This is a genomic window from Epilithonimonas sp. KH_059, assembly GCF_057838485.1.
Map to the genome: position 1 here is coordinate 45,481 of NZ_CM174468.1, position 23,615 is coordinate 69,095.

Genomic DNA, 23,615 nt, shown 5'->3' on the forward strand with positions numbered 1-23,615 from the left:
ACTTACTTACTCTCTCTCTTTTTCTTGCCTTTGTTCACTAGCTTTACGGTAAGAGTTATGCAAATTACAAGGACTGCAAATCCGAGTAGAAGTTGCCACCAATAGGCAAAGATTGCCGATTTTAGAAAGACGGTAAATACGACCAAAAAGAGAATAAAGGTTCCAATTTCATTGAATTGCCTTAATTTTAAATTCGGGGTAGAAAGATCTGCGCCATGGATGGATTGAAGTTCTTTTAGCTTTTTATAGCACCAATAATGGTAAGCAAAAAGGCCAATGAGGAAAAAGGCTTTAATATAGAACCAGGAAAAAGGGTCGGTTCGTAGGAGAGGAAATTCTGGATAATGGACGCACAAAAGCGAAAGTCCGCTCAGCAGCATGATGGTAAAGGCAGGGACTGTAATAAGATTCCAAAGCCTTGTGGCCATAAAAAGATATTGTTCGCGTAGCACCTTTTTGCGATCAGCTTCGAAATCATCCGTGTCTTTGTAATAAACAAAGAGACGAACCAGGTAGAACAGGCCAGCAAAGTAGCTAACCATGAATATTACATGAATCGCTTTCAGAATTAAATAGAGCATGAGTTAGGCTTAGTTTAATATGCAAAGTTAATTGAAAAAATGAATATGAAGGTGCTCGCTTAAAACGATTCACCCACAGAGTCCGTAAACTCTACATACACACTCTCGCCTACATTGAGGCCAAACAAAGTTTTGGCGCCATTTCTCTTGTTTCCTTTGTAGATGCAGAGTTCAAGAAGATCCGCTTCGTTAAATACAGCCACAGCCTTGCCGTGGTATTCGTGTTCGTTTTTCCAATCGCTTACAAATTCAGTAGGATTGTTGTAGACGCAGGTTAATGCGAGGTTTCTAAACTTGATGGTGTAACTATGGTGGTTGGACTTTAATTTTTCAAAAAACTTTTTATGGATGTTTGAGACGAGATTCCCGAAGTTGTCGATGTACATAACTTCACCAATGATCATCTTTTCGCTTTCGTTGTGCACGGCGCGAGCAAAAGAAAGGGATTTAGGGTTTTTAATTTTTCGTCCAATTACTTCTGGGACGCCGCCTTGAATCAAATGGACGGCAGAAGGCACAAAGATATCCACGCCCATAGAGCGCACATCGTCGTCAAATCGGTTGTTTAGGGTCACCTCGTAGACGCCGTCCGGTTTAATATCAAAAAAGATTAAATCCAGAAGTCCATTGTCCGCACATAGAAAATAGTGCCCGTCCGCTTTGTATAAAACACTTCGCACATGCTTGCTATAAGAACTGTCCACGGCGATCACATGGACACTGCCGGTGGGGAAATGTTTGTACGCGTTTCTAACTACGTAGGCAGCTTGCAAAAGGTTGTAGGCTTCAATCTCGTGCGAGATGTCCATAATGATTGCATCGAGTTTTTGACTCAATATGCTTCCTTTTAGTGCGGCAACGCGGTAATCGACAAGTCCAAAATCAGAGGTGAGCGTGATAACAGGCATGGCGCAAAAATAGCAAATTTCAAGCGGACCTAAAAATAAGACTTTGTGGAAAACTAATTATTTTCGTGTGCTTTTTTTTGCTAATTTTAAACATCAATTACCAATTGCAATCTATGTTTGAATTAAATTATGAACTTTCTGGTATTGCCATGAAGGAATTTTATGGAGTCCAAAACCAGAATTTTAACCTGCTCAAATCGAGTTTCCCAACCCTTAAGATCACAGGGCGAGACCATTCGATACTGGCTTTAGGCGACCAAGAAACGCTTGATATTTTGAAAGGGAAGCTAGACGATTTAGTGGATTTCATCTCGCAAAACAATAGCATTAGTTTAAAGGATGTGGAGAACATTCTTAAGATTAAAGATGAGAATGAACGCAAATTAGTGTTCGATCAGCATATTATTGTTAAAGGCGTAAATGGAAAAGTAATTAAAGCCAAAACGAGCAACCTACAAAAACTCGTATACGAAACAGAGAAGAAGGACATGGTCTTTGCCATAGGACCTGCCGGTACGGGAAAGACGTATACCAGTGTTGCGCTTGCCGCAAGAGCCCTTCGGGACAAAGAAGTCAAACGAATTATTCTGACCCGTCCTGCCGTAGAAGCAGGGGAGAGCTTAGGATTCTTACCTGGGGATTTGAAAGAAAAATTAGACCCGTATTTGCAGCCCCTCTACGATGCGCTTCGCGATATGTTTCCCAATGAAAAGCTGGAGAGTTACATTGACAAAAAAGTAATTGAGGTGGCACCGCTTGCTTTTATGCGAGGGAGAACCCTTGACGAGGCTTTTGTAATTCTAGACGAAGCCCAAAACACCACGCACGCGCAAATGAAGATGTTTTTAACCCGGATGGGGATGAATGCCAAGTTTATTATTACGGGGGACCCAAGTCAAGTCGATCTTCCTTTAAGACAAAAATCAGGGCTTAAGGAAGCCATGAGAATATTGAAAGAGGTCAAGGAAATCGGATTTGTCCATTTAACGGAAGAAGATGTGGTTAGGCATCCTGTCGTGCGTAAAATCATTTTAGCCTACAATACAGAGGAAAAGCGGATGCGCGACGAGTAAGGGATAGTGTCATCCTTTTGCTATTCGGGAGTTTTCCTTAGCCTAAAAACAAAAAGAATCGCTCAAATGGGGGATTCTTTTTGTTTATCTAAAAAGTTTATGAGAGTTACATTTTTCCACCGATACCCGGTATGCCTTGTCCTCCTCCCATTTTGCCCATCATCTGCATCATTTGCTTTCCTTGTGGGCCTTGCATCATTTTCATCATCTTGCCCATTTGTTCAAATTGCTTCATGAGTTGGTTCACATCTTCTAGTTTGCGACCTGCTCCTTTAGCAATTCGTTTTTTACGGTTCATATCAATAGTAGAAGGTCGTCTTCTTTCCTCTGGGGTCATAGAGTAGATAATAGCTTCAATGTGTTTGAAAGCATCGTCTGAGATTTCTACGTCTTTAATGGCTTTTCCCACACCTGGAATCATTCCCATTAAATCTTTCATATTCCCCATCTTTTTAATCTGGGCAATTTGTTTAAGGAAGTCATCGAATCCAAATTCGTTTTTCGCAATCTTTTTATGAAGTTTTTTTGCTTCTTCTTCGTCAAATTGCTCTTGTGCTCTTTCCACTAACGAGACCACGTCTCCCATTCCTAGGATACGGTCCGCCATACGTTCTGGATAGAAAAGGTCTAAAGCCTCCATTTTCTCTCCGGTAGAAATGAATTTGATTGGTTTTTCAACCACGGAACGAATGGTTAGTGCAGCTCCCCCTCGCGTATCCCCGTCTAGCTTTGTAAGAACGACTCCGTCGAAGTTCAGGGCTTCATTAAAGGTTTTCGCTGTGTTCACCGCATCTTGTCCGGTCATAGAGTCCACCACAAATAAGGTTTCCTCCGGCTTAATGAAATAATGAACCGATTTAATTTCGTTCATCATTTGCTCGTCAATTGCAAGTCGTCCTGCGGTATCGACAATGACCACATCAAAATGGTTTTCCTTTGCATGTTTCACTGCATTCTCAGCAATCGAGGAAGGGTTGGTGGCTCCCGTTTCGGTATAAACTGGAACTCCAATTTGTTCCCCAAGAACTTTTAATTGTTCAATGGCGGCAGGTCTGTATACATCACATGCAACTAAGAGTGGCTTTTTCGCACGTTTGGTTTTTAAGTAATTGGCAAGTTTTCCTGAAAACGTAGTTTTCCCCGAACCTTGCAGTCCGGCAATTAAAATAACAGAAGGTTTTCCTGACAAATTAATCCCTTCTTGGGTTTTCCCCATCAAGTCGACTAATTCATCGTGAACGATCTTGGTCATTAATTGTCCAGGCGTAAGACTCGTCAGTACATCTTGTCCTAACGCTTTCTCCTGCACTCGTTTGGTAAGGTCCTTTGCTACTTTATAGTTTACGTCGGCATCGACTAGAGCACGACGGATTTCCTTTACGGTTTCCGCCACATTGATCTCCGTAATCTTACCACGACCTTGGATATTATGTAGCGCTTTATCTAATTTGTCCTGTAAACTTTGAAACATATAATTAATTTAGGGACTGCAAAAATAAGCAAATATTATAATTTTTTAAAACTTGTTTATCTTCGCGCCATGAATTGGATGGATATTCTTCTTTTAATGGCCTCTATTGGTGTACTAAATGGCTTTATGTACTGGGTGTTTACGCGGTTTTTTGTTTCAAAAGAAAATGGTGCGTTAAAGTTCCTAGTCTTAAATGTTCTAAAAGATTTTATTTGGGTGATTGTGGGGATCTCGATCATGGAGTTTAGTACGACTGGATTTTTGATCTTGATTGGAGTCTTCCTACTAGCCTCTTTTGTACTCTATTTTAAGGTAATTAAGCGCCTAAATAAATTATGATAAAAATCAATTTAAGAAATTGGCAGAATCTAATTAAATCGATATATTTGCAAACCGATAAAAATATGTCATGATTAAGAGATTTTCTTCTTTCTTTTTTGTTCTTTTATTAACGTTATCAGGAGGTTTAGCCTCGGCTGCGCAGGAAACGGATCAAAACGAATTTAGTGCAGTTGAAATGATTATGCATCATATCTCTGACGCAAATGAATGGCACGTGTTTACTCTTAACGAAGGCACGCCAGAGGAAAAGCATTTTTCGATTCCACTTCCTGTGATTCTGAAAGACCAAAACGGATGGCATACTTTTATGTCAAGTGAGGTTGCACACGGAGAAGTGATAGAAGGATACACAATGAACCATGGTGTTATTGAGTCCACTGAGGGAGTCGAACGTGCAGCAATGTTCAGCTTAATTGGAGGGAGTCAAAATTCACAAGATGTCTTTTTTGATTTTTCGATCACAAAAAACGTAGCAGGAATGTTTGTATCTGTTATCATTCTACTGTTTCTGTTTATTGGAACGGCAAGAAGTTATAAAAATGGCATTCCGACTGGAGTAGGTAAATTTTTGGAACCGCTAATCGTTTTTATAAGAGACGAAGTGGCGATACCAAACATCGGTACTACTAAATATAAGAAATTTATGCCTTACCTCTTGACGGCCTTTTTCTTTATTTGGTTTAATAACCTATTCGGCCTAATTCCTTTCGCACCGTTTGGAACCAACCTGACCGGAAATATTGCAACTACTGCTTTTTTAGCAATTGTGACTTTGGTTATTACAGTGTTTAGTGCAAATAAATATTATTGGAAGCATATTTTCAAGCCAGATGTACCTTTTGCGCTATATCCAATCATGGTGCCGATTGAAATCGTCGGTGTGCTAACAAAGCCTTTTGCACTTATGATGCGTCTCTTTGCGAATATAACCGCTGGACACATTATGATTCTTGCGATTATCTCTCTAATTTTCATCTTTAAAAATGCAGCTCTTGGACTAGCTTCGGTTCCACTTGCACTTTTCGTGTCGTTGCTTGAACTCTTAGTGGCGGCTCTACAAGCTTATATTTTTACAGTTCTTTCCGCACTTTATATTGGGATGGCTGTTGAAGAGCACTCAAGTCATTAATTGCGAACAATTTGAAGATATTTTAATTATCGCATTTTTTGGATTGTATTGGCAGATACAATTTATCTTAAGTGGCATGATTACTATAGAAGATTAAAAAAATATCACAAATTGGAATTAATTTTTTAGTGATTAAATAATCGGACATTTCCAATTAGGAATGGATTTAATGATATGAATATTAGTTAGATTCCATTTTTACATATGACGATTGTCACGATGTTGATATGAAAAAAAAACACTATTTTTGCAACGTTTAAAATCTATAAAATATGGAAGCTATGACAGGATTAGGATTAATCTATTTAGGAATTGGTTTAGCAGTACTAGGCGTAGGTCTTGGTATTGGTAAGATTGGTGGTCACGCTATGGATGCAATTGCAAGACAACCAGAACAAGCAGGTAAGATTCAAGCGGCTATGCTTATTGCAGCAGGTCTTATTGAAGGTGCTGGTCTGATTGCAATTATCTTTGGTGCGTTCATCGGAGGAGGAAAATTCTAAAGCAATTAAATCTTGGCAGTGAAGCGGTTGGCTGCTGCCAAGATTTTTTTTATTGTCGTAGTTAAATAACAATTTAAAAAAAATCAATTTTATGATAATCGAACCGGGAATTGGCTTACTGTTTTGGATGGGACTAACCTTCCTTATTCTTTTATTCCTTCTTACGAAATTTGCTTGGAAGCCTATTTTGAATATGGTAAACGAGAGAGAAACGTCAATCGTAGATGCATTGAATCAAGCAAAGTTGGCAAAGAAAGAAATGGAGCAGCTTAAATCGGATAATGAAAAAATTATTCGTGAGGCGAAAATTGAGCGTGATGCAATTTTAAAGGAGGCGAGAGAAATCAAAGACCGCATTGTAGGAGAAGCAAAAGATGTTGCGAAAGTAGAAGGAGACAAAATGATTGCTCAAGCGAGACAAAGCATCGATGCGGAAAAAGCTTCTGCAATGAATGAAATTAAGCAACAGATTGGAACTCTTTCTGTGAGCATTGCAGAATCTATTTTGAAACAAAAATTAGACAACTCTGAGGCTCAATCTACACTTGTAGAAAATTATTTAAATAACGAAACTCTTAATAAGAACTAAATGCTTACATCTAAAGTTGCAAAAAGATATGCTCAAGGGCTTTTGGATTACGTAAGTGAATCCGGGAGTGTCCAAGAGGTCTTTTCAGAAATGAAGGACTTGGTAGAGTTGATGAAACAGTCAAAAGAACTGCGTCAACTTTTTGCTTCGCCTGTGGTGGATTCGAAAAAGAAGATCTCGATTGCAAGTGAGATTTTTAAAGAGTTCTCTCCGGTAAGTCAAAATATTATTACCTTGGTGATTAAGCAAGGACGCGAAAGTCATTTGCAAGATGTTGCACAGGAGTATATTAATAAGGTGGAAGATTTGAACGGAGTTCAAAGAGCTACCTTGAGTACAGCAAGTACTCTTGATAAAGTAACGATTGATTCCATTGTTAAGAATTCAAATCTTGTGAATGTAGATTCCAAATTTGATTTGACCTTACAAGTGAATCCAGAACTTTTAGGAGGGTATGTCCTTCGTGTGGGAGATCAACAGATCGACCGCTCAGTACGCTCGCAACTAAATCAGATCAAGAAAGATTTTCAATTAAACTAGTATTTAAAAAAACCATAAAATGGCACAAATAAATCCGGCTGAAGTTTCAGCAATTTTGAAACAACAATTAGCAAATTTTGATACTCAATCCAATGTAGAAGAGGTGGGAACCGTTCTAACCATTGGGGATGGTATTGCTCGTGTATACGGACTTGAAAACGTACAATACGGTGAGCTAGTGAAATTTGAAGGAGGAGTCGAAGGCATTGTACTTAACCTTGAAGACGATAACGTTGGGGTAGCTTTGTTAGGCGAATCTAAACTAGTGAAAGAAGGGGACACTGTGAAAAGAACTCAGCGTATCTCATCTATTAAGGTAGGTGAAGGAATGCTAGGGAGAGTCGTAGATACCTTAGGGAACCCAATTGATGGGAAAGGCCCAATCGGCGGTGAATTGTACGAATTGCCATTAGAAAGAAAAGCGCCAGGGGTAATTTATCGCCAGCCGGTAAACGAACCACTTCAAACAGGAATCGTCGCAATTGACTCCATGATTCCAATCGGAAGAGGACAAAGAGAACTTATCATTGGAGACCGTCAAACGGGTAAAACCACGGTTGCCATTGATACGATTATAAATCAAAAAGAATTTTTTGACGCGGGTGAGCCTGTATACTGTATCTATGTGGCGATTGGTCAAAAAGGATCGACGGTAGCACAGATTGTAAAAACTCTTGAAGACAGAGGAGCCATGGCCTACACGGTCGTTGTAGCTGCAAACGCTTCTGATCCTGCACCTATGCAAGTTTATGCCCCAATGGCAGGAGCTGCAATCGGTGAGTTCTTCAGAGACACCGGTAGACCTGCATTAATTGTTTATGATGATTTATCGAAACAAGCGGTTGCTTACCGTGAGCTTTCTCTTCTACTTAGAAGACCACCGGGACGTGAAGCTTATCCTGGGGACGTATTCTACCTTCACTCAAGACTTCTTGAGAGAGCTGCAAAAGTAATTAAGGACGATCAAATTGCGAAGCAAATGAACGACCTTCCAGACGCGCTTAAGCCGTTAGTGAAAGGAGGAGGATCGCTTACAGCACTTCCAATTATTGAAACCCAAGCGGGAGACGTTTCTGCTTATATTCCTACGAACGTAATTTCTATTACAGACGGACAGATCTTCCTTGAGTCGGATTTATTCAACTCTGGGGTTCGTCCTGCAATTAACGTGGGGATCTCCGTATCTCGTGTAGGAGGGAATGCGCAGATTAAAGCCATGAAAAAAGTATCAGGTACTTTGAAACTAGACCAAGCTCAGTACAAAGAGCTTGAGGCATTTGCTAAATTTGGTTCTGATCTAGATGCAGTAACCCAAGCGGTTATTTCAAAAGGAGAAAAGAACGTAGAAGTATTAAAGCAACCTGTGAACTCTCCACTTCCTGTGGAAAACCAAGTAGCTATGATCTATGCGGGGACAGAGAACTTACTTCGTAATGTACCTGTAAGAAAAGTGAAAGAATTCATGACCGATTATGTTGAATTTCTTAAAACGAAGCACCCAGATACGATGGCTGCAATCAAGTCAGGAAAGATTGACGATCAAATTACCGGTGTTTTAAAACAAGCCGCAGCGGATATCGCTTCAAAATACTAAATTTATGGACTCAGGTATCGTATCGATGCCTGAGCCTTAACTTATATTAACCATTTAACAAAAGAATGGCAAACTTAAAGGAAATTAGAGGGCGAATTACTTCGATCTCGTCTACAATGCAAATTACAAGCGCCATGAAAATGGTGGCAGCCTCTAAGCTTAAAAGAGCTCAGGATGCTATTGTAATGCTTAGACCTTTTTCGCAAAAATTACAGGAGATTATTGAGAATGTAAATTCAAGTTCGGATCCCGATCAGATTTCTGTGTATGCACAGTCACGTGAGGTGAAACGAATTCTTTATATTCCCATTACTTCGAACAAAGGACTTGCAGGTGCTTTTAACTCTTCGATTATCAAAGAGCTAAATAGTTTACTAACTAAGAATGCTTCGAAAGAAATTGAAATCCTTGCAATTGGTAAAAAGGTTTACGATTCCGTTCGGAATTCTAAGAAAGTTTTCGACAACCAAAGCCCACTTTTGGATCATTTGAGTTTTGATTCGGTTGCAGGGGTAGCGGAAGTGGTCATGAATGAATTCCTTGAAGGGAATTTTGATGAAGTGCACATTGTGTACAATCAGTTCGTGAATGCGGCCACTCAAGTGGTGCAAACCGAGCAACTTCTACCTATCTCCATGCCGGAAGTTAGTGAAGAAGGAGAGAGCGAAACCGATTATATCTTTGAGCCGAATAAAAGTGAGATTTTGGACAATCTAATTCCTAGATCTATTAAAACTCAACTTTTCAAAGCGATTTTGGATTCCTTAGCCTCTGAGCACGGAGCCCGTATGACGGCCATGCACAAAGCGACGGACAACGCGCAGTCCTTGAAAAATGACCTTGTGATTTATTACAACAAGGCAAGACAAGCTGCAATTACCAATGAAATTCTAGAAATTGTATCGGGAGCGGAAGCGCTTAAGAATTCGTAGTACAATTCACTCATGTATAAAGGCATTAAATCGAACCCGATTTAATGCCTTTTTTTATTTTAGGGAGAATTTAAGTTGGGGGTTTCGTATTTAAGGGAAGTTAAGTATTTTTGACCTATGAATGTACAGGAGTTTTATAGTCTTTTTAAGCAGTGTGGGAAAGTGAACATCGATAGTCGCACGGTGGAGAAAGGAGATCTTTTTTTCGCTTTTTCTGGTGAGAACTACGATGCGGGTAAGGAAGCTGCTAATGCGATTGACAAGGGAGCACTTGGTGTTATTGTGGAGCGAAAGCAGTATGAAGATGTGGCAAACCGGGTGTTTTATGTAAAGAGTACCCTTCAATTCCTGCAGGATTTAGCTCTACACCATAGAGAGCAGTTGTCGATTCCTATCCTTGGACTTACGGGGAGCAACGGGAAAACGACCTCTAAAGAACTTGTAAGTTCTGTACTTCAGATGAAATTTAATGTGCAGTATACGAAAGGAAATCTCAATAATCACATTGGGGTTCCCCTTACTCTTTTGTCCATTCGAGACGAGCATGAAATAGCCGTAGTCGAGATGGGGGCAAATCACAAACGCGAAATTGAATTTTTATGCACGCTTTCAAAACCAACCATTGGATACATTACTAATTTCGGGAAAGCGCATTTAGAAGGATTTGGGGGCTTTGAGGGCGTAGTTGAAGGAAAGAGTGAACTCTATACTTATATTAAAGAAAATGGAGGTCTACTCGTGATCAATACGGACGATTCTATTCAAGTTGAGAAGTCTAATGGCTATACTTCGCTTTTAAGGTTTGGTTCCCAAGAGAAAGAGTACCGTTTTGAAAAAGTGGTTCAAGATCATTTTATAGGACTTAAGTATAAGCAAATGCAATTTCTGTCTAAGTTGACGGGAGATTATAACTTCTCAAATCTTAGTGCAGCCGCGACGTTAGGTCTTTATTTTGGAATCGGGTTTGAGCAGATTTCTGCAGCAATTGAATCCTATGAGCCTTCCAATATGAGATCTCAGGTGGTAAAAAAGGAAGATCGAACCCTCGTGCTTGACACGTACAATGCAAATCCAAGCAGTATGAAAGTTGCCCTGGAAAACTTTAAATCTTTTGAAGGCTCGAAAGCGATTATCATTGGCGACATGCTGGAGTTAGGTCGCGAAAGTGAGAAGGAACATCAGGAGATTTTAGAATTCGTCAAGAGCCTTTCTTTTCAACAGGTTTTTACGGTCGGCCGTGAGTTTAGCAAAGTAAATCCCAATGGATTTTTAAGCACTTCAGAGCTGGCCACTTGGCTTGAATCTAACTCTATCAAAGCGGATGCGATCTTATTAAAAGGATCCAGAGGAGTTGCCCTCGAAAAATTAATTCCTTTATTGTAGCGTAGGATCGGGTAGTATCCCACCCTGAGTTAGGATTAACTCAATGTTTTTAAATGTACTGGGAACCACCTCGCTCAGGAGTTCTTTTTGAGATTTCCACTCGGCTTTGGTAATGCCTTCTTCTGCTTGTGGAATAGGGGACTTGCTTCCTAGATAACTCATGTGAAACCAATAGGTGGTTTTTAAAATGCGAGTACCTGAACGTTCTGTATAGGTATGAAACGTACTGTTAATAAACTCTTCGAGGACGAGTTCTTGCAACGAGGTTTCTTCCTCTACTTCCCGAAGTGCCGCTTGTTCTAAGGATTCTCCTTTTTCAATTTTCCCTTTTGGTAAATCCCATTTTCCTAGTCTATGGATGCAGAGAATTTCTTCGCGTTGGTTTTTCACCAGTCCACCCGCGGCTTCAATGACTTTGTACATGTGGGTGAAATCTTCCCAAATTTCTTCTAAATCTTCTCCGTAAACATTAATTTCGGGGCAGGAGGTATTTTCGAGCAGATCAATTGCAATCTCAAGCGTAGCAAAGCCTTCATACCTTAGGTTTTTTTCAATGTCATAGGGATACCTACTTAAAGTAAGGCTTTTTTCGTTGATAAAAACTTTATACATTTGCAAGGCTTTTAATTAATCTTGCAAAAATATAAAAATGAATCTAGAAGGAAGAAAAATTACAATTAATAAATCCGTTAATGAGTTAATGGAGCTACTTAAAAACCCATCGGACTATGAGCAGTTGATGCCCGAAGGACTCCAGAAGTTTGAAACCCGAGAAGACGGTTTTAAATTTGGATTAAAAGGAATGCCTGAAATTGCCCTTAAGATTGATTCGGTGACGCCGGAGAAAGTAGCTTTGGTATCCGCAAGTTCTAGTTTAGACTTTGCTCTAAATGGAATGATGAATGCTGTAAATGAGAACCAAACAGAAGTTCAATTGCTTTTTGAAGGGAAGTTCAATCCTTTTATTAAAATGATGGTGGAAAAACCGCTTCAGAATTTCATTAATTCCTTGACTGATAAATTAGAGCAATTGTAAGGCAAGAAACTCTTTGCTTTCCTTAAACTCTAATTCCGATATAAGAAAGTACCCGCAGGGGTGCTTTTTTAGTTTGTAGTCATTAAGGAAAAGTCGGCAGGTTTAAAAAGGGTCCTTTTCTAGATTAAAAGTCCGCTGCTGTGGTCTTCCGTACTGCCGGTGACTGAACAAAGGACATTGTTCTCGCCTCGTAGTCTTAAAATCCCCATAAAGGCAAAAATTAATGCTTCTTTAAATTCAACTAACTCCCGAGGGGGTAGGGTGAGAGTTTTGCCTGAGAAAGCCTCGGTTTGTTCTAGCAAATAGCGATTGTAGGCTCCACCGCCAGTAATTAGAATCTTCTGTAAGTTGTTTTGCATTAAAACCTGAGACAGTTGCATGGCAGCATGCTTTGTAAAAGTGCTAATCGCATTCTCCGGACTTAAACCACCTAGCAAAGGAAAAATGTTTTTCACTGCCCATTCGATCCCTAAAGATTTAGGACCTTTCTTTTGATAATATTCGAGCGCATTTAGCCTATCGAGTATAGATGAGTTTATTTGGCCCTCTCGTGCTATATTTCCTTCTGCATCGTAGGGTTTTGATAGTTGGTTCGCAAAATGATTTAGGACAATGTTTAAAGGTCCTATATCAAAAGCAATCCGCTTATTTTCCTGTACAAAAGAAATGTTTGAAAATCCTCCAAGATTGAGACAGGCGTCGTACGAAGGAAAAAGCAATTGATCTCCGATAGGGACTAGAGGGGCTCCTTGACCTCCCATAAGGACATCCTGGCTTCTAAAATCATATACGACGGGCAAAGGATTTAGCGCTTTGATTGCACGCCCCTCACCGATCTGATATGTGAACCCCAGTTGGGGCTGGTGAAAGACCGTATGACCGTGCGAGGCGATCAAATCCACGGGACTTGCACCTAGGTTTTGGCGAAACTCCAATGTTTTTTCTCCTAGATAAAATCCATAACTCGAATTAAGTTCTAATAGAGATTCCGCACTTAAGTTTAGGGCATTTTTTAAGAGGGATTGCCACTTAGGCGAATAAGGAAGTGTGGCCGTTTTTAAGATTTCGTATTCCCAAGGAAGATCGAAAGGTTTTGTAAAACGAGCATAGCATAGGTCAAGTCCGTCAAGACTTGTACCAGACATAAGACCGATGGCGTAATAATGCTGCACTTTGCTACTTTTAGTGATTCTTGTGGGCTACTGTAGTCCCCAAGATAAAGATATTTAAAGAACTAAGAAAAAAAGAGCTCTATTTTCCTGCTTTGGGAATCTCCGTTGCGGGGAAACTTCCTGTATTGTTTGTAAAGGTATATTCTGAGAAATCATCCTTAGCTACCATTCCATTAGCACCTACAAGCATAGAGCCGTCTTTGTCGGAAACATAAACCGTGTCCGAGGTGTACATTTTTTGCTTGCGCCGATCCCAGTAAATAGATTGCATCGCAAAACTTTGGCCTTCGCTGGTGATGATTTTTACATTTCCTTTTGCCGTGTAAAACTGTCTTAGTTCGTTAAAACGAGCATAATCAGACCATATTTTACCCGGTGTTTTTGGATTTTTTTTATCAAAATATTCCAAATAAATTCCTTTGTTCGCCTCAATGTATGGAGAATCTATATATTCGTACTTTTCGATGATGGGGGCTCTAAACCGAAGATTGATTTGGCCACTGTCTCTACGAACAATGTCGGCATTGTAGAGAATCTGGGAAGCGAAATTGGGCTTTCTTTTGGTAGGTGTTTCTGCGATCGATTCGTCGCAGGATTGAGGAATAAAAAATATAGCACACCCAAATAGGATGGCTATATTTTTAGAGTATTTCCCGAGGCCTAAGCGCATGGGTTAATCGTATTGTCTTTTTTGGAACCATTTGTCGGCAAAATTAAGTCCGATTCTTAGGTTAACAAAGGTTTGGCTGATCATGTTGTTGTCCATGGTTCCTCGTTTTCCGATTTCAACGCCTACGTCCATACCGTTTAAGCGGTTCACATTGGCATTGGCGAAAGGTAAAAACATACCGCCGGTAACCGCAAATTTATTTACGTTGGTCGGGCTTGTTGAATTCTGAGGGGAAAGGCTTAAATCTCCTTTTTCGTAGTAAGCACCAAAGCGGTAGGTTACACGGGAGAAATAATTTCTAAAGTTGTTGTAGTTAGGTAGAATCCAACCCCCTGCAGATACTCGGTAAGAATCTTGGTAAGCAAATGGATGTCCGACAAAATCGATGGTTTCTCCTTTTTTGTAGTCGATCTGACCACTGTAGAACCATTTTCCATCTTTTCCGTATCCAAGTCCTAAAGAGGCTTCTTGAGGCAGTAAGTTGGTATCGTTATTTGTTCTCTCTTCAATGATGGACTCATTCAGATGCTCCTCAGAAGCTGCGTAGTAGTAGGTGCTGTTTTTATACCTAGCTAGTAAATCTCCAGTCGTACCAAAGGTATAGGTGGCTCCGACGGTTAGCTTTTTGTCGTTTTCTAATTTCTTCTGGTAGGTGGTTCCCGCTGTAAAGTTAAAAGAACTGATTCGGCTACTGGTTTCGAATCCACTGATTAACTCAGCATTCGAGTAGGTCAGCTCTTCAATGTCGTATAGTTTACCAAAATAGTAGTTGGTTCTTAACCCAAGGGCGAAGGCATCCGTAATGTTGTAAGACAAGGCAGCTTGCACAGTAGAAAGGGTTCCTTTTCCATGGAAGCGATTCGCTTGCACGACATCATTTTCTAGAGGCGTGTTTACTAAGATATCGTAATTTTTAGAACTGTACGGTTGGTACCCTAGTCCAAATTTCACTTTTTGAGAAATCGGAAAGGCTAACGAAATATTAGACAAATAAGTCGAATGCTTCGTGGATTTACCGTCTTGGTAATTGCTTTTAAAGTAATTATTCTCATTGCTCGCCTCAATAGTGAAGGAGGTAAGACCCAGATTTGCGTTCGCTGCCGGGTTTGAGAAGTTAAACTTGTTGTTGAAATCGTTGATGTACGCGGTGGAAATTCCTCCCATAGCGGCGATATCGATTGTGTTGTCGTATTTGATATCTCCAATTCCAAAAGCGGCATACGGCGTGTTTCCAATGGTTTGTGCAGAAATGCTCGCTCCCAATGCTATGAAAGACAGTACAAAAATTCTTTTCATTCTAGTTATATAAGTTCAGAAAGCAAATATCCTAATTATTACTGAAATCTGAAAATTTAGCGCAGTTAAAGTTTGTTAAGTGCAAAAGTTTTCTTTTGCCGTCTACTTGCGCAGTTGGAGCGAAATTAGGGTGATTAGATTTAAGAGATTTCAGTATATTTGAACCAATGAATTGGGAAGATATTGTAGGTCAACAAAAGACCATTGAGCAACTTCGCGCTTCCATAAAGGATGGGCGCGTAGGTCATGCGCAAATGTTTGTAGGAAAAATGGGGTATGGCACCCTTGCTTTGGCCCTCGCTTTCGCAAGGGAGATCCTCGGAAGTCAAACGCAAAATGGAGCCTCCAAGGTGGAGAGTCTCAATCATGTGGATTTGCATTTTAGTTTTCCTGTTTTCTCAGAGAAGGATAAAACGGTAAGTAGCCGTTTGTATAATGAATTTCGTGAGCTTATCCTAACCAATCCGTATGTGGATTATATTGATTGGATAGAGCAGTTTGACAAAAGTGCTCAGTTTTATATTTCCGTGAAGGAAGTCGAAGCCCAAATCGAAAAGTTCAATCTGAAAAGTTTAGAGGGAGGAAGTAAGATCCTTATTGTGTGGGGAACGGAGAGAATGAATAGGGATGCCGCAAATAAATTTTTAAAGTTTCTAGAAGAGCCTCCAAAAGACACCTATATACTTCTTTTGGCAGAATCTCTCGATGATTTCTTACCTACGATTCTCTCGAGGACTCAAATAGTGGAGATTCCACCTATTGAATCCAGTGCACTTTCAAAGTATTTAGAGACGCACAGTTCCCTCGATTATGCCCAGCGAGAGGCACTGCTTTTCAAAGCGCAAGGAAATTTGCGAGAGCTTCAAAACCTGATGGATTCTCAGCACAATGGATCCGAATTTGAAACATTGTTTATCCAATGGGTTCGAGAAGCGTTTCAAGTAAGAAAGAAACCAGAGATGCTACGCAACGTGATTTTGTGGGCGCGTCAGATCGCGGAGTGGAAGATCGAAAAGCAATTACGCTTTTTGCAGTTTTGTGCAGACACTTTTCGACTTGCTTTGCTTCAGAATTACGGGAATTCGGAGCTGGTTTATCAGAAGATCACCGAAGGAACCTTTCAATGGGAAAAGTTCTCTCAGTTTATTCACGGTGCAAACATTGAGGACATCTTAATTCAAATTAGTGAGGCCGATTATCATTTAAAGCGCAATGGCAATCAAAGTATCGTGTGGACCGATTTGGGAATTAAACTCTCTCGTTATATCCACCGAAAAGCGCAATAAGAGAGATACAAAAAAAGTTAAATTGAATAAAATAAAATAGCCCGAGTTAAAAACTCGGGCTATTTTTAGGTATAAAGAAAGCTTTTAATTAAGCTTCTTTTTCTTCTGTTGCTTCCGTTTCAGTTTCTTTTGCTTTTGCTGGTTTTTCCGCTGCTTTTGGAGCAACGACTACCGGAGCATCAGAAATTACGTCGAATTCATAGTTGTACTCAACATCTCTGTGCAATCTTACTAAAGCGCTGAATTTACCAGTTCTTTTGATTGTGTTCCCAGGGATTTTGATGTATTTTCTATCGATTTCAACACCTTTTTTAGCAAGTTCTTCAGAAAGATTTGCGTTGTTGATTGAACCGAATAATTTATCTCCTGATCCCACTTTCGTTTCGATCGTAAGAGAAGTTTTCTTCAATTGTTCGATTTTAGCTTGAGCGTCAGCAACTAATTTTGCTTCTTCTTCTTTTCTAGATTCAAGCGTAGCGGCTAGAGTCGCTTTGTTTTTTGGAGTGGCTAGTAAAGCGACTCCTTTAGGTAGTAAGAAGTTTCTTGCATACCCTGGTTTAACCGATACGATATCGAATTCAAGGCCTAAGTTTTCAACGTCTTGTTTTAGAATAATGTCCATTGTTGTCCTTTTTGTTTTTAAAGTTAGGTGCGCGATGCAACCAACAATTGTTAATGTTATTTAAGCATGTCTACCACGTATGGCATAAGTGCTAAGTGTCTTGCTCTTTTGATTGCAGCAGATACTTTTCTTTGGTATTTTAAAGAAGTACCTGTGTAACGTCTTGGTAAGATTTTACCTTGTTCGTTTACGAATTGAATAAGAAAATCTGCATCTTTATAATCTACGTGCTTGATTCCGAATTTTTTGAATCTACAGTATTTTTTCTCAGATTTTGTATTGATATCAACAGGAGTTAAAAATTTAACTTCTGATTCACCTCCTGCGGAGGCTTGTTTTGCCATGTCGTCAATTGCCATTGTAATAGATTTTTAAGGTTGAAAAATTAAGCTCTTGCAGATTTGTTTTTAGCCCTTCTTGTAACGGCGTATTCAATTGCATGCTTGTCAAGTTTTGTAGTTAGGTAACGAATTACTCTTTCGTCACGTTTGAAAGCAGTTTCTAAATCTGCTACTACAGTTCCTTCTCCTTTGAATTCGATCAAAGTGTAGAACCCGTTCTTTTTAAGTTGGATCGGGTAAGCTAATTTTTTAAGTCCCCAGTTTTCTCTAGTTACAATTTCACAGTTGTTTGACTTAAGTAAGTCTTCAAATTTTTTCACTGCTTCCTCCACCTGAGCATCAGATAGAACGGGAGTTAAAATGAAAACAGTTTCGTAGTTGTTCATAATGTTAATATAATTGATAAATATTTCGAGGTGCAAAATTAGTTATAAATTCTTAATCGCACAAAGTTTCTTTGTATAATATGAATTATTTCGCAGGTTTTTACCTTTTATGCATAAGAGTTAGGGGAAGGAGAGGGAGGAAACGATCAAATTTTCGCTAAATCCTCAATTTGAGACTCAGTAAGGCGATAGACGTCCCACTCTTCCATGGCAGAAGCACCTAAGGATTTGTAGAAGGCGATCGAAGGCGAGTTCCATTTGAGCACCGACCATTCCATACGTCCACACCCTTTGTTTTTTGCTCTTTGGGCTAGCTCTTTCAGAACCTTCTTGCCGTAGCCTTTGTTTCGATGCTGGGGTTCAATGTATAGATCTTCTAAATAGAGACCGGGTTTGCCTACAAAGGTGGAGAAATTAAAAAAGTAGAGCGCAAAACCAATTGCAGTTTGGTTTTCTTCTACTATAATGACCTGTGCATAGTTGTAATCAAACAATTGTTTTTCTAGTTCTTCGGGCGAAGTGAGCACGTCGTTTTCCATCTTTTCATATTGTGCTAATTTTTTAATTAGTTCGAAAATTAGGGTGGAATCTTCTTTTTTTGCTTCTCGTAAGTTTAACATAAGAATAAGGTCTAAGGGGATAAGGGAAAAAGCTACTGCCTTACGGTTAGGAAAGGCAGTAGAGTATCTATTCTTTAAGGATAAGGTGGGATTAAACCTCCGTATTCATATCCCAGTTTTCTAAATAATCGTTTACGTGCTTTAAGAATAGGCCTCCAAGGGAGCCATCCACCACACGGTGGTCGTAAGAGTGCGACATAAACATTAATTGACGAATCGCAATCACATCCCCGTCTGGAGTTTCTAAGACCGCCGGTTTTTTCACGATCGCACCAATGGCCATAATCGCAACTTGAGGTTGTGGAATAATGGGGGTTCCCATTAGGTTTCCAAAACTTCCAACGTTAGAAATGGTATAAGTTGCACCCTGCGTGTCTTCTGGTCTCAGCTTTTTAGCTCGGGCTCGGCTCGCAAGGTCATTAATTGCTTTTGCAAGTCCAGACAAGGAAAGTTGATCCGCATTTTTAATGACAGGAACAATCAAATTCCCATCCGGCATGGCCGTGGCCATACCAATGTTGATGTTCTTCTTTTTAATGATTTTATCTCCATCCACGGAAACATTGATCATTGGGAAGTCTTGAATGGCTTTGACAATCGCTTTCACGAAAATAGGCATAAAGGTAAGTCGTTCTCCTTCTCTTTGTTCAAAGAGGGCTTTGTTCTTCGCTCTCCATTTCACCACGTTCGTTACATCGGTTTCAATAAAGGACGTCACGTGTGGAGAAATGCGTTTGCTGTTTACCATAGCCTCTGCGATGATCTTGCGCACGCGGTCCATTGGGATGATTTCATCTCCTGCTCCCACGGGAATAGGTGCCGTTTTCACAACCGGACTTGCAGGCGCTTTTGCGGCGGCTGGCACTGAACTAGGTGCGGAATCTTTCGATTCTGCTTTCTTTTCACCTCGAGTGGAAATGTACTGTAAAATATCTTCTTTTGTGATTCTTCCCTCGAGTCCTGTTCCTTGTACAGATTCAAGTTCGCTTGCTTCTATTTTTTCTTGTTCCGCTATGGCTTTTACGAGAGGGGACAGGTATTGTCCTTTGCTTCCTTCCGTGTTTTTAGCGCTGCTTAATGGTTTTTCAAGTTCCTTAATCTCCTCTTCATTTAAACTTGGGATTTGCGTTTTCACCTCTTCCATCGGTTTTTGCTCCTGCGTTTGCTCTGCTTCGAGAGAATTCCCACCTTCGGTTTCTAGTATAGCAATGGCTTCTCCTACCTTTGCGATTTCGTCTTTCTGCTTAAGAATTTTGATTATTTTTCCTGAAACGGGGGTTGGGACATCTGAGTCCACTTTGTCCGTCGCTATTTCCACTACGGAATCGTCTTCTCCAACTTGATCTCCTTCGTTAAATAACCAAGTGATAATTGTAGCTTCCATGACGCCTTCGCCCATGCTTGGAAGTAATAATTTGTATTCTGCCATTTTTTTCGATTTTGGAATTTTACAAATATATAAATTTTCAGTTATAAAAATTGTGAAATTAATAATTCACAAAAGATTGTCTTTATTTTTAAATTTGAAGCAATTGGGAAATAAGGAATTACAATGGATGTAGGAGTAGGAAACTCAATTTAAAAACGGTTTTTTTTCTCAAAAATAGAAGGCAAAAGAAGTTGGATATTTGAACAGCAGTTGCCTAAAAATGAACGCTGGAGTTCCTAGGTCGCATTCCTAAAATAAAAAAAGCAGGCACTGAAAATCGAAGTTTTACGGCCTGCTTTAAATTGCTTATCGGAAAGAATGTCATTTTGGAAAGATTCAGAAAAATACAATCAAATCTCAGTTGACTTTGCGTGCTGCTCTGAGTAAAGCAGGAATTCCGACCCAAAAACATCGTTAAAATGCTTTTGAATTTTTTCTTTTACTTCAGCGATTTCCTCTAGGGTGAATTCTTTCTCTAGTTCTCTTTGTAAAGAGGTCACGGCTTTGTCTTTAATGCCGCATGGGATGATGTATTCGAAATAACGCAAATCTGTATTGACATTGAGGGCAAAGCCATGCATGGTTACCCATTTGGAGGTCTTCACTCCCATTGCGCAGATTTTACGAGCAAACGGTCTTCCCACATCAAGCCAAACTCCGGTTTCTCCCTCGCTACGTTCTCCTTTTAAACCGTATTCTGCGATGACACGAATAAGGACCTCTTCCAAATTGCGCATGTAGAGATGGATGTCCGATTTGAAATTGTCAAGATCTAGAATAGGGTAGCCCACAATTTGACCAAATCCATGGTAGGTGATATCACCTCCACGGTTCGTATGGACGAAGGAGGCATTAATTTGCTTCAATTTATCTTGGTCAATCAGCATATTGTGCTCATCGCCACTTTTCCCAAGGGTATAGACATGAGGATGCTCAACGAAAAGGAAATAGTTTGGAGTAATTTCCTGGATTCCGTCGGTGCGATCTCGGTTTTTTAATTTTAAATCAATAATGGATTTCATGAGGGTTTCTTGATACTCGAAGGCATCAGGGTAATCCATTACTCCTAGGTCTCGAAAGATAAGTTCTTTATTTTGGGTTGTCATATTCGCTATTTTGGGAACAAATTTATGAAAATTATAGTATGCTATGAATACGAATTGAGTAGAAAGTTGCTCACAATGGTTTTACCTTCAGACGTGAGAATGCTTTCAGGATGGTATTGTACGCCGTGCAAATCGTATTTTTTATGTTGCAAAGACATAAGGGTTCCGTGGTCATCCTCAGCTGTGATTTCTAGTTCTTCAGGAAGGGTAAGAGGGTCCACTGTCCAACTATGGTATCTTCCTACACAAATTGAATTGGGTAGGTTTTTATAAAGTTTTGCCTCTTGCCTCGTGATGTTTATCTGGGTTGAAATTCCATGGTATACATTCTGGCCATTTTGTAAACTTCCCCCAAAGCTCTCTGCGATCGCCTGCATGCCTAGGCATACGCCTAGAATCGGTTTTTCCTTATAAAACTCTTTAATTACCTCTAAAAGTGAACCGGCCTCTGAGGGGATTCCAGGTCCTATGAAGAGAACTATTTTATCGAACTTTTTTATAAGCTGTGAACTTAATTCATCGTTTTTCACAACGGCAATTCGCTGCTCAAGAATCCTTTCTATAAGCTGCGCGAGATTATAGGTAAAGCTATCGTAATTGTCAATAAGTAATACTTTCACTTTTAAAAATAGAAGCAAATCTAAGAATTAGATCGCAAGGGGGAAAGGACTCTCAGGATTCATTTTAATTCTTAAGGGAAATTAGGGCGTGGATACTTCGGTCTAAACGACTCGACATCCGTAAATTTTCCCTATTTTTGCATTCTCAAAATTCTTAACTATGTCATTATCAGAACAGGAAATTATCCGACGTGAAAAACTACAAAAACTAGGTGAGATGGGAATCGAAGCATTTCCAGCTGCAGAATACAAAATCTCCCATTCTACCAAACAGATTAAGGAGTCTTTTGAACCAGGTCTTACGGTGAGTGTAGCAGGTCGATTAATGTCTAGACGTATACAAGGAAAGGCAAGTTTTGCCGAACTTCAAGATTCTGAAGGAAGAATTCAGGTCTATTTCAATCGTGACGAAATTTGTCCGGGAGAGGACAAAACCTTGTACAATGAGGTTTATAAACATCTCCTTGATATTGGAGATATTATCGGGATTAAAGGAGAGCTCTTTAAAACGCAAGTTGGCGAAATGACCCTGATGGTTAAAGAATTTACGCTACTTGCTAAAGCACTACGTCCTATACCTCAAGCAAAAACGGATGAAAATGGGGTTACGCACGATGCGTTTAACGATCCAGAACTTAGATACCGCCAACGTTACGTGGATTTAACCGTAAATCCACATGTTAAAGAGGTCTTTATTAAACGAACCAAAGTGTATAACGCAATGCGTTATTTCTTTAACAAAGCAGGTTATTTTGAAGTGGAGACTCCGGTATTGCAAGCGATTCCAGGAGGAGCTGCGGCAAGACCTTTTACAACGCATCACAATTCACTTGATATTCCATTGTATTTACGAATTGCGAACGAACTCTATTTAAAACGATTGATTGTCGGTGGATTTGAAGGGGTTTACGAGTTTGCAAAGAATTTCCGGAACGAAGGAATGGATAGAACCCACAATCCAGAATTTACCATTATGGAAATCTACGTGGCCTACAAGGATTACAACTGGATGATGGACTTTACGGAGCAATTCCTAGAGTTTTGTGCGACGGAAGTGAATGGAGAGCCCCAGTCCACTTTTGGTGAACATCAAATTAGTTGGAAAGCCCCTTACCCTAGAGTGTCTATGACGGAGGCAATTTTAAAGTATACAGGATTTGATATTACAGGGAAAAGTGAACATGAACTTCGTGAATTCGCTCAGTCCATTGGGATTGAAGTGGATGAAAGCATGGGGAAAGGGAAATTAATCGACGAGATTTTTGGGGAGAAATGCGAAGGCAATTTCATTCAACCTACCTTCATTACAGATTATCCCGTAGAGATGTCACCTCTTACGAAAAAGCACCGATTCAAAGAAGGACTAACCGAGCGTTTTGAATTAATGGTCTGTGGAAAAGAACTTGCCAATGCCTATTCGGAATTGAACGACCCAATCGATCAAAGAGAACGATTTGAACAGCAGCTGTCTCTCTTAGAAAGAGGAGACGACGAGGCGATGTTCATTGATCAGGACTTTTTAAGAGCCCTTGAGTATGGAATGCCTCCTACGGCAGGACTTGGAATTGGGATGGACCGACTCGTTATGTTTTTAACAAACAACCAATCGATTCAAGATGTCCTATTCTTCCCACAAATGAGACCGGAAAAGGGGACCCCAACCGTAGAGCTAGGAGAGGACGAAACTCTCATTCTAGATCTTCTTAAAAAGGGCCCGGAAAGCCAACCTTTGCAAGATCTTAAAGTGGCAAGTCAATTGTCAGGTAAGAAATGGGACAAAGCCACCAAGCTGCTTACCAAAAATCATCTCATTAAAATTGAAAAAATCGAGGAGGTATTAACGGCCACTCTCGTTTAAAATAAAATCAGTAACGCGAACTGCTTCCTTTGGGAAGCAGTTTTTGTTTGCAGTAATCTCTTTTTTTTTTGTTTGAAAGGATATTGGTGAAAAACGATAGGTTCCTTTTTGCGACTTTGAAGGGATAT

The 23,615-nt window shown here is 39.9% G+C and carries 26 protein-coding genes; 12 read left to right on the top strand and 14 right to left on the bottom strand.

Annotated elements, in window-relative coordinates:
• Positions 1–2: 2 nt before the first annotated feature.
• Both AC3IRX_RS00205 and AC3IRX_RS00210 read right to left on the bottom strand, forming a co-directional pair.
• The gene (locus tag AC3IRX_RS00205) at positions 3–581 is read right to left on the bottom strand and encodes a CopD family protein (protein WP_489210476.1); all 579 of its coding nucleotides are present in this window, start codon (positions 579–581) and stop codon (positions 3–5) included.
• A gap of 59 nt (positions 582–640) precedes the next feature.
• On the bottom strand, positions 641–1,489 hold the full coding sequence (locus tag AC3IRX_RS00210; protein ID WP_489210477.1) for an SAM hydrolase/SAM-dependent halogenase family protein: 849 nt from the start codon (positions 1,487–1,489) through the stop codon (positions 641–643).
• 113 nt (positions 1,490–1,602) lie between these two features.
• Here AC3IRX_RS00210 and AC3IRX_RS00215 point away from each other — a divergent pair, with 113 nt between their 5' ends.
• Complete coding sequence (locus tag AC3IRX_RS00215) at positions 1,603–2,562, top strand: PhoH family protein (protein WP_489210479.1); 960 nt, start codon at positions 1,603–1,605, stop codon at positions 2,560–2,562.
• 106 nt (positions 2,563–2,668) lie between these two features.
• On the opposite strand, the gene ffh is transcribed toward AC3IRX_RS00215, so the two are convergent.
• Positions 2,669–4,033: a signal recognition particle protein gene (gene ffh / locus AC3IRX_RS00220; protein WP_489210481.1), complete on the bottom strand. Its 1,365-nt coding sequence runs from the start codon at positions 4,031–4,033 to the stop codon at positions 2,669–2,671.
• Between ffh and AC3IRX_RS00225 the strand changes: the two genes are divergently transcribed.
• From AC3IRX_RS00225 to AC3IRX_RS00260, 8 genes are all read left to right on the top strand, one after another.
• Positions 4,025–4,372, top strand: coding sequence for a hypothetical protein (locus tag AC3IRX_RS00225; RefSeq protein ID WP_489210482.1), 348 nt, complete (start codon positions 4,025–4,027; stop codon positions 4,370–4,372). The genes ffh and AC3IRX_RS00225 overlap by 9 nt on opposite strands.
• A 70-nt stretch (positions 4,373–4,442) precedes the next feature.
• Positions 4,443–5,504 carry a F0F1 ATP synthase subunit A gene (gene atpB, locus AC3IRX_RS00230; RefSeq protein WP_459112644.1) on the top strand — a complete coding sequence of 354 codons (1,062 nt, stop codon included), beginning with the start codon at positions 4,443–4,445 and terminating at the stop codon, positions 5,502–5,504.
• A 281-nt stretch (positions 5,505–5,785) separates the two neighbouring features.
• Positions 5,786–6,007 (top strand): ATP synthase F0 subunit C, encoded by a 222-nt coding sequence (locus tag AC3IRX_RS00235; protein ID WP_459112643.1) that lies wholly within the window; start codon positions 5,786–5,788, stop codon positions 6,005–6,007.
• A 91-nt stretch (positions 6,008–6,098) separates the two neighbouring features.
• Positions 6,099–6,596 (top strand): F0F1 ATP synthase subunit B, encoded by a 498-nt coding sequence (locus AC3IRX_RS00240; protein WP_459112642.1) that lies wholly within the window; start codon positions 6,099–6,101, stop codon positions 6,594–6,596.
• A complete protein-coding gene (gene atpH, locus AC3IRX_RS00245; RefSeq protein WP_459084205.1) occupies positions 6,597–7,136 on the top strand; it encodes an ATP synthase F1 subunit delta in 540 nt (179 codons plus the stop codon).
• A gap of 19 nt (positions 7,137–7,155) precedes the next feature.
• The gene (gene atpA, locus AC3IRX_RS00250; RefSeq protein ID WP_489210485.1) at positions 7,156–8,730 is read left to right on the top strand and encodes a F0F1 ATP synthase subunit alpha; all 1,575 of its coding nucleotides are present in this window, start codon (positions 7,156–7,158) and stop codon (positions 8,728–8,730) included.
• A gap of 65 nt (positions 8,731–8,795) precedes the next feature.
• Positions 8,796–9,662, top strand: a complete 867-nt coding sequence (atpG, locus tag AC3IRX_RS00255; RefSeq protein WP_489210487.1) for an ATP synthase F1 subunit gamma — start codon at positions 8,796–8,798, stop codon at positions 9,660–9,662.
• Between the two features lie 117 nt (positions 9,663–9,779).
• Positions 9,780–11,045: a UDP-N-acetylmuramoyl-tripeptide--D-alanyl-D-alanine ligase gene (locus AC3IRX_RS00260; protein WP_489210488.1), complete on the top strand. Its 1,266-nt coding sequence runs from the start codon at positions 9,780–9,782 to the stop codon at positions 11,043–11,045.
• Here AC3IRX_RS00260 and AC3IRX_RS00265 read toward each other — a convergent pair.
• The gene (locus AC3IRX_RS00265; RefSeq protein WP_489210490.1) at positions 11,037–11,657 is read right to left on the bottom strand and encodes an NUDIX hydrolase; all 621 of its coding nucleotides are present in this window, start codon (positions 11,655–11,657) and stop codon (positions 11,037–11,039) included. The genes AC3IRX_RS00260 and AC3IRX_RS00265 overlap by 9 nt on opposite strands.
• Positions 11,658–11,694: 37 nt before the next feature.
• On the opposite strand from AC3IRX_RS00265, the gene AC3IRX_RS00270 reads away from it, so the two are divergent.
• A complete protein-coding gene (locus tag AC3IRX_RS00270; RefSeq protein WP_489210491.1) occupies positions 11,695–12,081 on the top strand; it encodes an SRPBCC family protein in 387 nt (128 codons plus the stop codon).
• Between the two features lie 119 nt (positions 12,082–12,200).
• On the opposite strand, the gene AC3IRX_RS00275 is transcribed toward AC3IRX_RS00270, so the two are convergent.
• The 3 genes from AC3IRX_RS00275 to bamG form a co-directional block, all read right to left on the bottom strand.
• Entirely contained in the window at positions 12,201–13,253 is a 1,053-nt protein-coding gene (locus AC3IRX_RS00275) for an anhydro-N-acetylmuramic acid kinase (RefSeq protein ID WP_489210493.1), read from the bottom strand.
• 79 nt (positions 13,254–13,332) lie between these two features.
• The gene (locus tag AC3IRX_RS00280) at positions 13,333–13,923 is read right to left on the bottom strand and encodes an LPS export ABC transporter periplasmic protein LptC (protein ID WP_489210494.1); all 591 of its coding nucleotides are present in this window, start codon (positions 13,921–13,923) and stop codon (positions 13,333–13,335) included.
• A 3-nt stretch (positions 13,924–13,926) separates the two neighbouring features.
• A complete protein-coding gene (bamG, locus tag AC3IRX_RS00285) occupies positions 13,927–15,219 on the bottom strand; it encodes a BamG family beta-barrel-assembly machinery protein (protein ID WP_489210495.1) in 1,293 nt (430 codons plus the stop codon).
• 167 nt (positions 15,220–15,386) lie between these two features.
• Here bamG and AC3IRX_RS00290 point away from each other — a divergent pair, with 167 nt between their 5' ends.
• Entirely contained in the window at positions 15,387–16,505 is a 1,119-nt protein-coding gene (locus AC3IRX_RS00290; protein ID WP_489210497.1) for a DNA polymerase III subunit, read from the top strand.
• Positions 16,506–16,593: 88 nt separating this feature from the next.
• Here AC3IRX_RS00290 and rplI read toward each other — a convergent pair whose 3' ends face one another.
• The 7 genes from rplI to AC3IRX_RS00325 form a co-directional block, all read right to left on the bottom strand.
• On the bottom strand, positions 16,594–17,127 hold the full coding sequence (gene rplI / locus AC3IRX_RS00295; RefSeq protein WP_489210499.1) for a 50S ribosomal protein L9: 534 nt from the start codon (positions 17,125–17,127) through the stop codon (positions 16,594–16,596).
• A gap of 56 nt (positions 17,128–17,183) precedes the next feature.
• Positions 17,184–17,486: a 30S ribosomal protein S18 gene (gene rpsR, locus AC3IRX_RS00300; RefSeq protein WP_459084190.1), complete on the bottom strand. Its 303-nt coding sequence runs from the start codon at positions 17,484–17,486 to the stop codon at positions 17,184–17,186.
• A gap of 26 nt (positions 17,487–17,512) precedes the next feature.
• Entirely contained in the window at positions 17,513–17,854 is a 342-nt protein-coding gene (rpsF, locus tag AC3IRX_RS00305) for a 30S ribosomal protein S6 (RefSeq protein ID WP_459084188.1), read from the bottom strand.
• 146 nt (positions 17,855–18,000) lie between these two features.
• Positions 18,001–18,474 (bottom strand): GNAT family N-acetyltransferase, encoded by a 474-nt coding sequence (locus AC3IRX_RS00310; protein ID WP_489210502.1) that lies wholly within the window; start codon positions 18,472–18,474, stop codon positions 18,001–18,003.
• Between the two features lie 91 nt (positions 18,475–18,565).
• The gene (locus AC3IRX_RS00315) at positions 18,566–19,903 is read right to left on the bottom strand and encodes a dihydrolipoamide acetyltransferase family protein (protein WP_489210503.1); all 1,338 of its coding nucleotides are present in this window, start codon (positions 19,901–19,903) and stop codon (positions 18,566–18,568) included.
• Positions 19,904–20,253: 350 nt separating this feature from the next.
• On the bottom strand, positions 20,254–21,009 hold the full coding sequence (gene lipB / locus AC3IRX_RS00320; protein WP_489210504.1) for a lipoyl(octanoyl) transferase LipB: 756 nt from the start codon (positions 21,007–21,009) through the stop codon (positions 20,254–20,256).
• A 41-nt stretch (positions 21,010–21,050) separates the two neighbouring features.
• Positions 21,051–21,629, bottom strand: a complete 579-nt coding sequence (locus tag AC3IRX_RS00325; RefSeq protein ID WP_489210505.1) for an anthranilate synthase component II — start codon at positions 21,627–21,629, stop codon at positions 21,051–21,053.
• 160 nt (positions 21,630–21,789) lie between these two features.
• Here AC3IRX_RS00325 and lysS point away from each other — a divergent pair, with 160 nt between their 5' ends.
• A complete protein-coding gene (gene lysS, locus AC3IRX_RS00330; protein WP_489210507.1) occupies positions 21,790–23,487 on the top strand; it encodes a lysine--tRNA ligase in 1,698 nt (565 codons plus the stop codon).
• Positions 23,488–23,615: the final 128 nt, after the last annotated feature.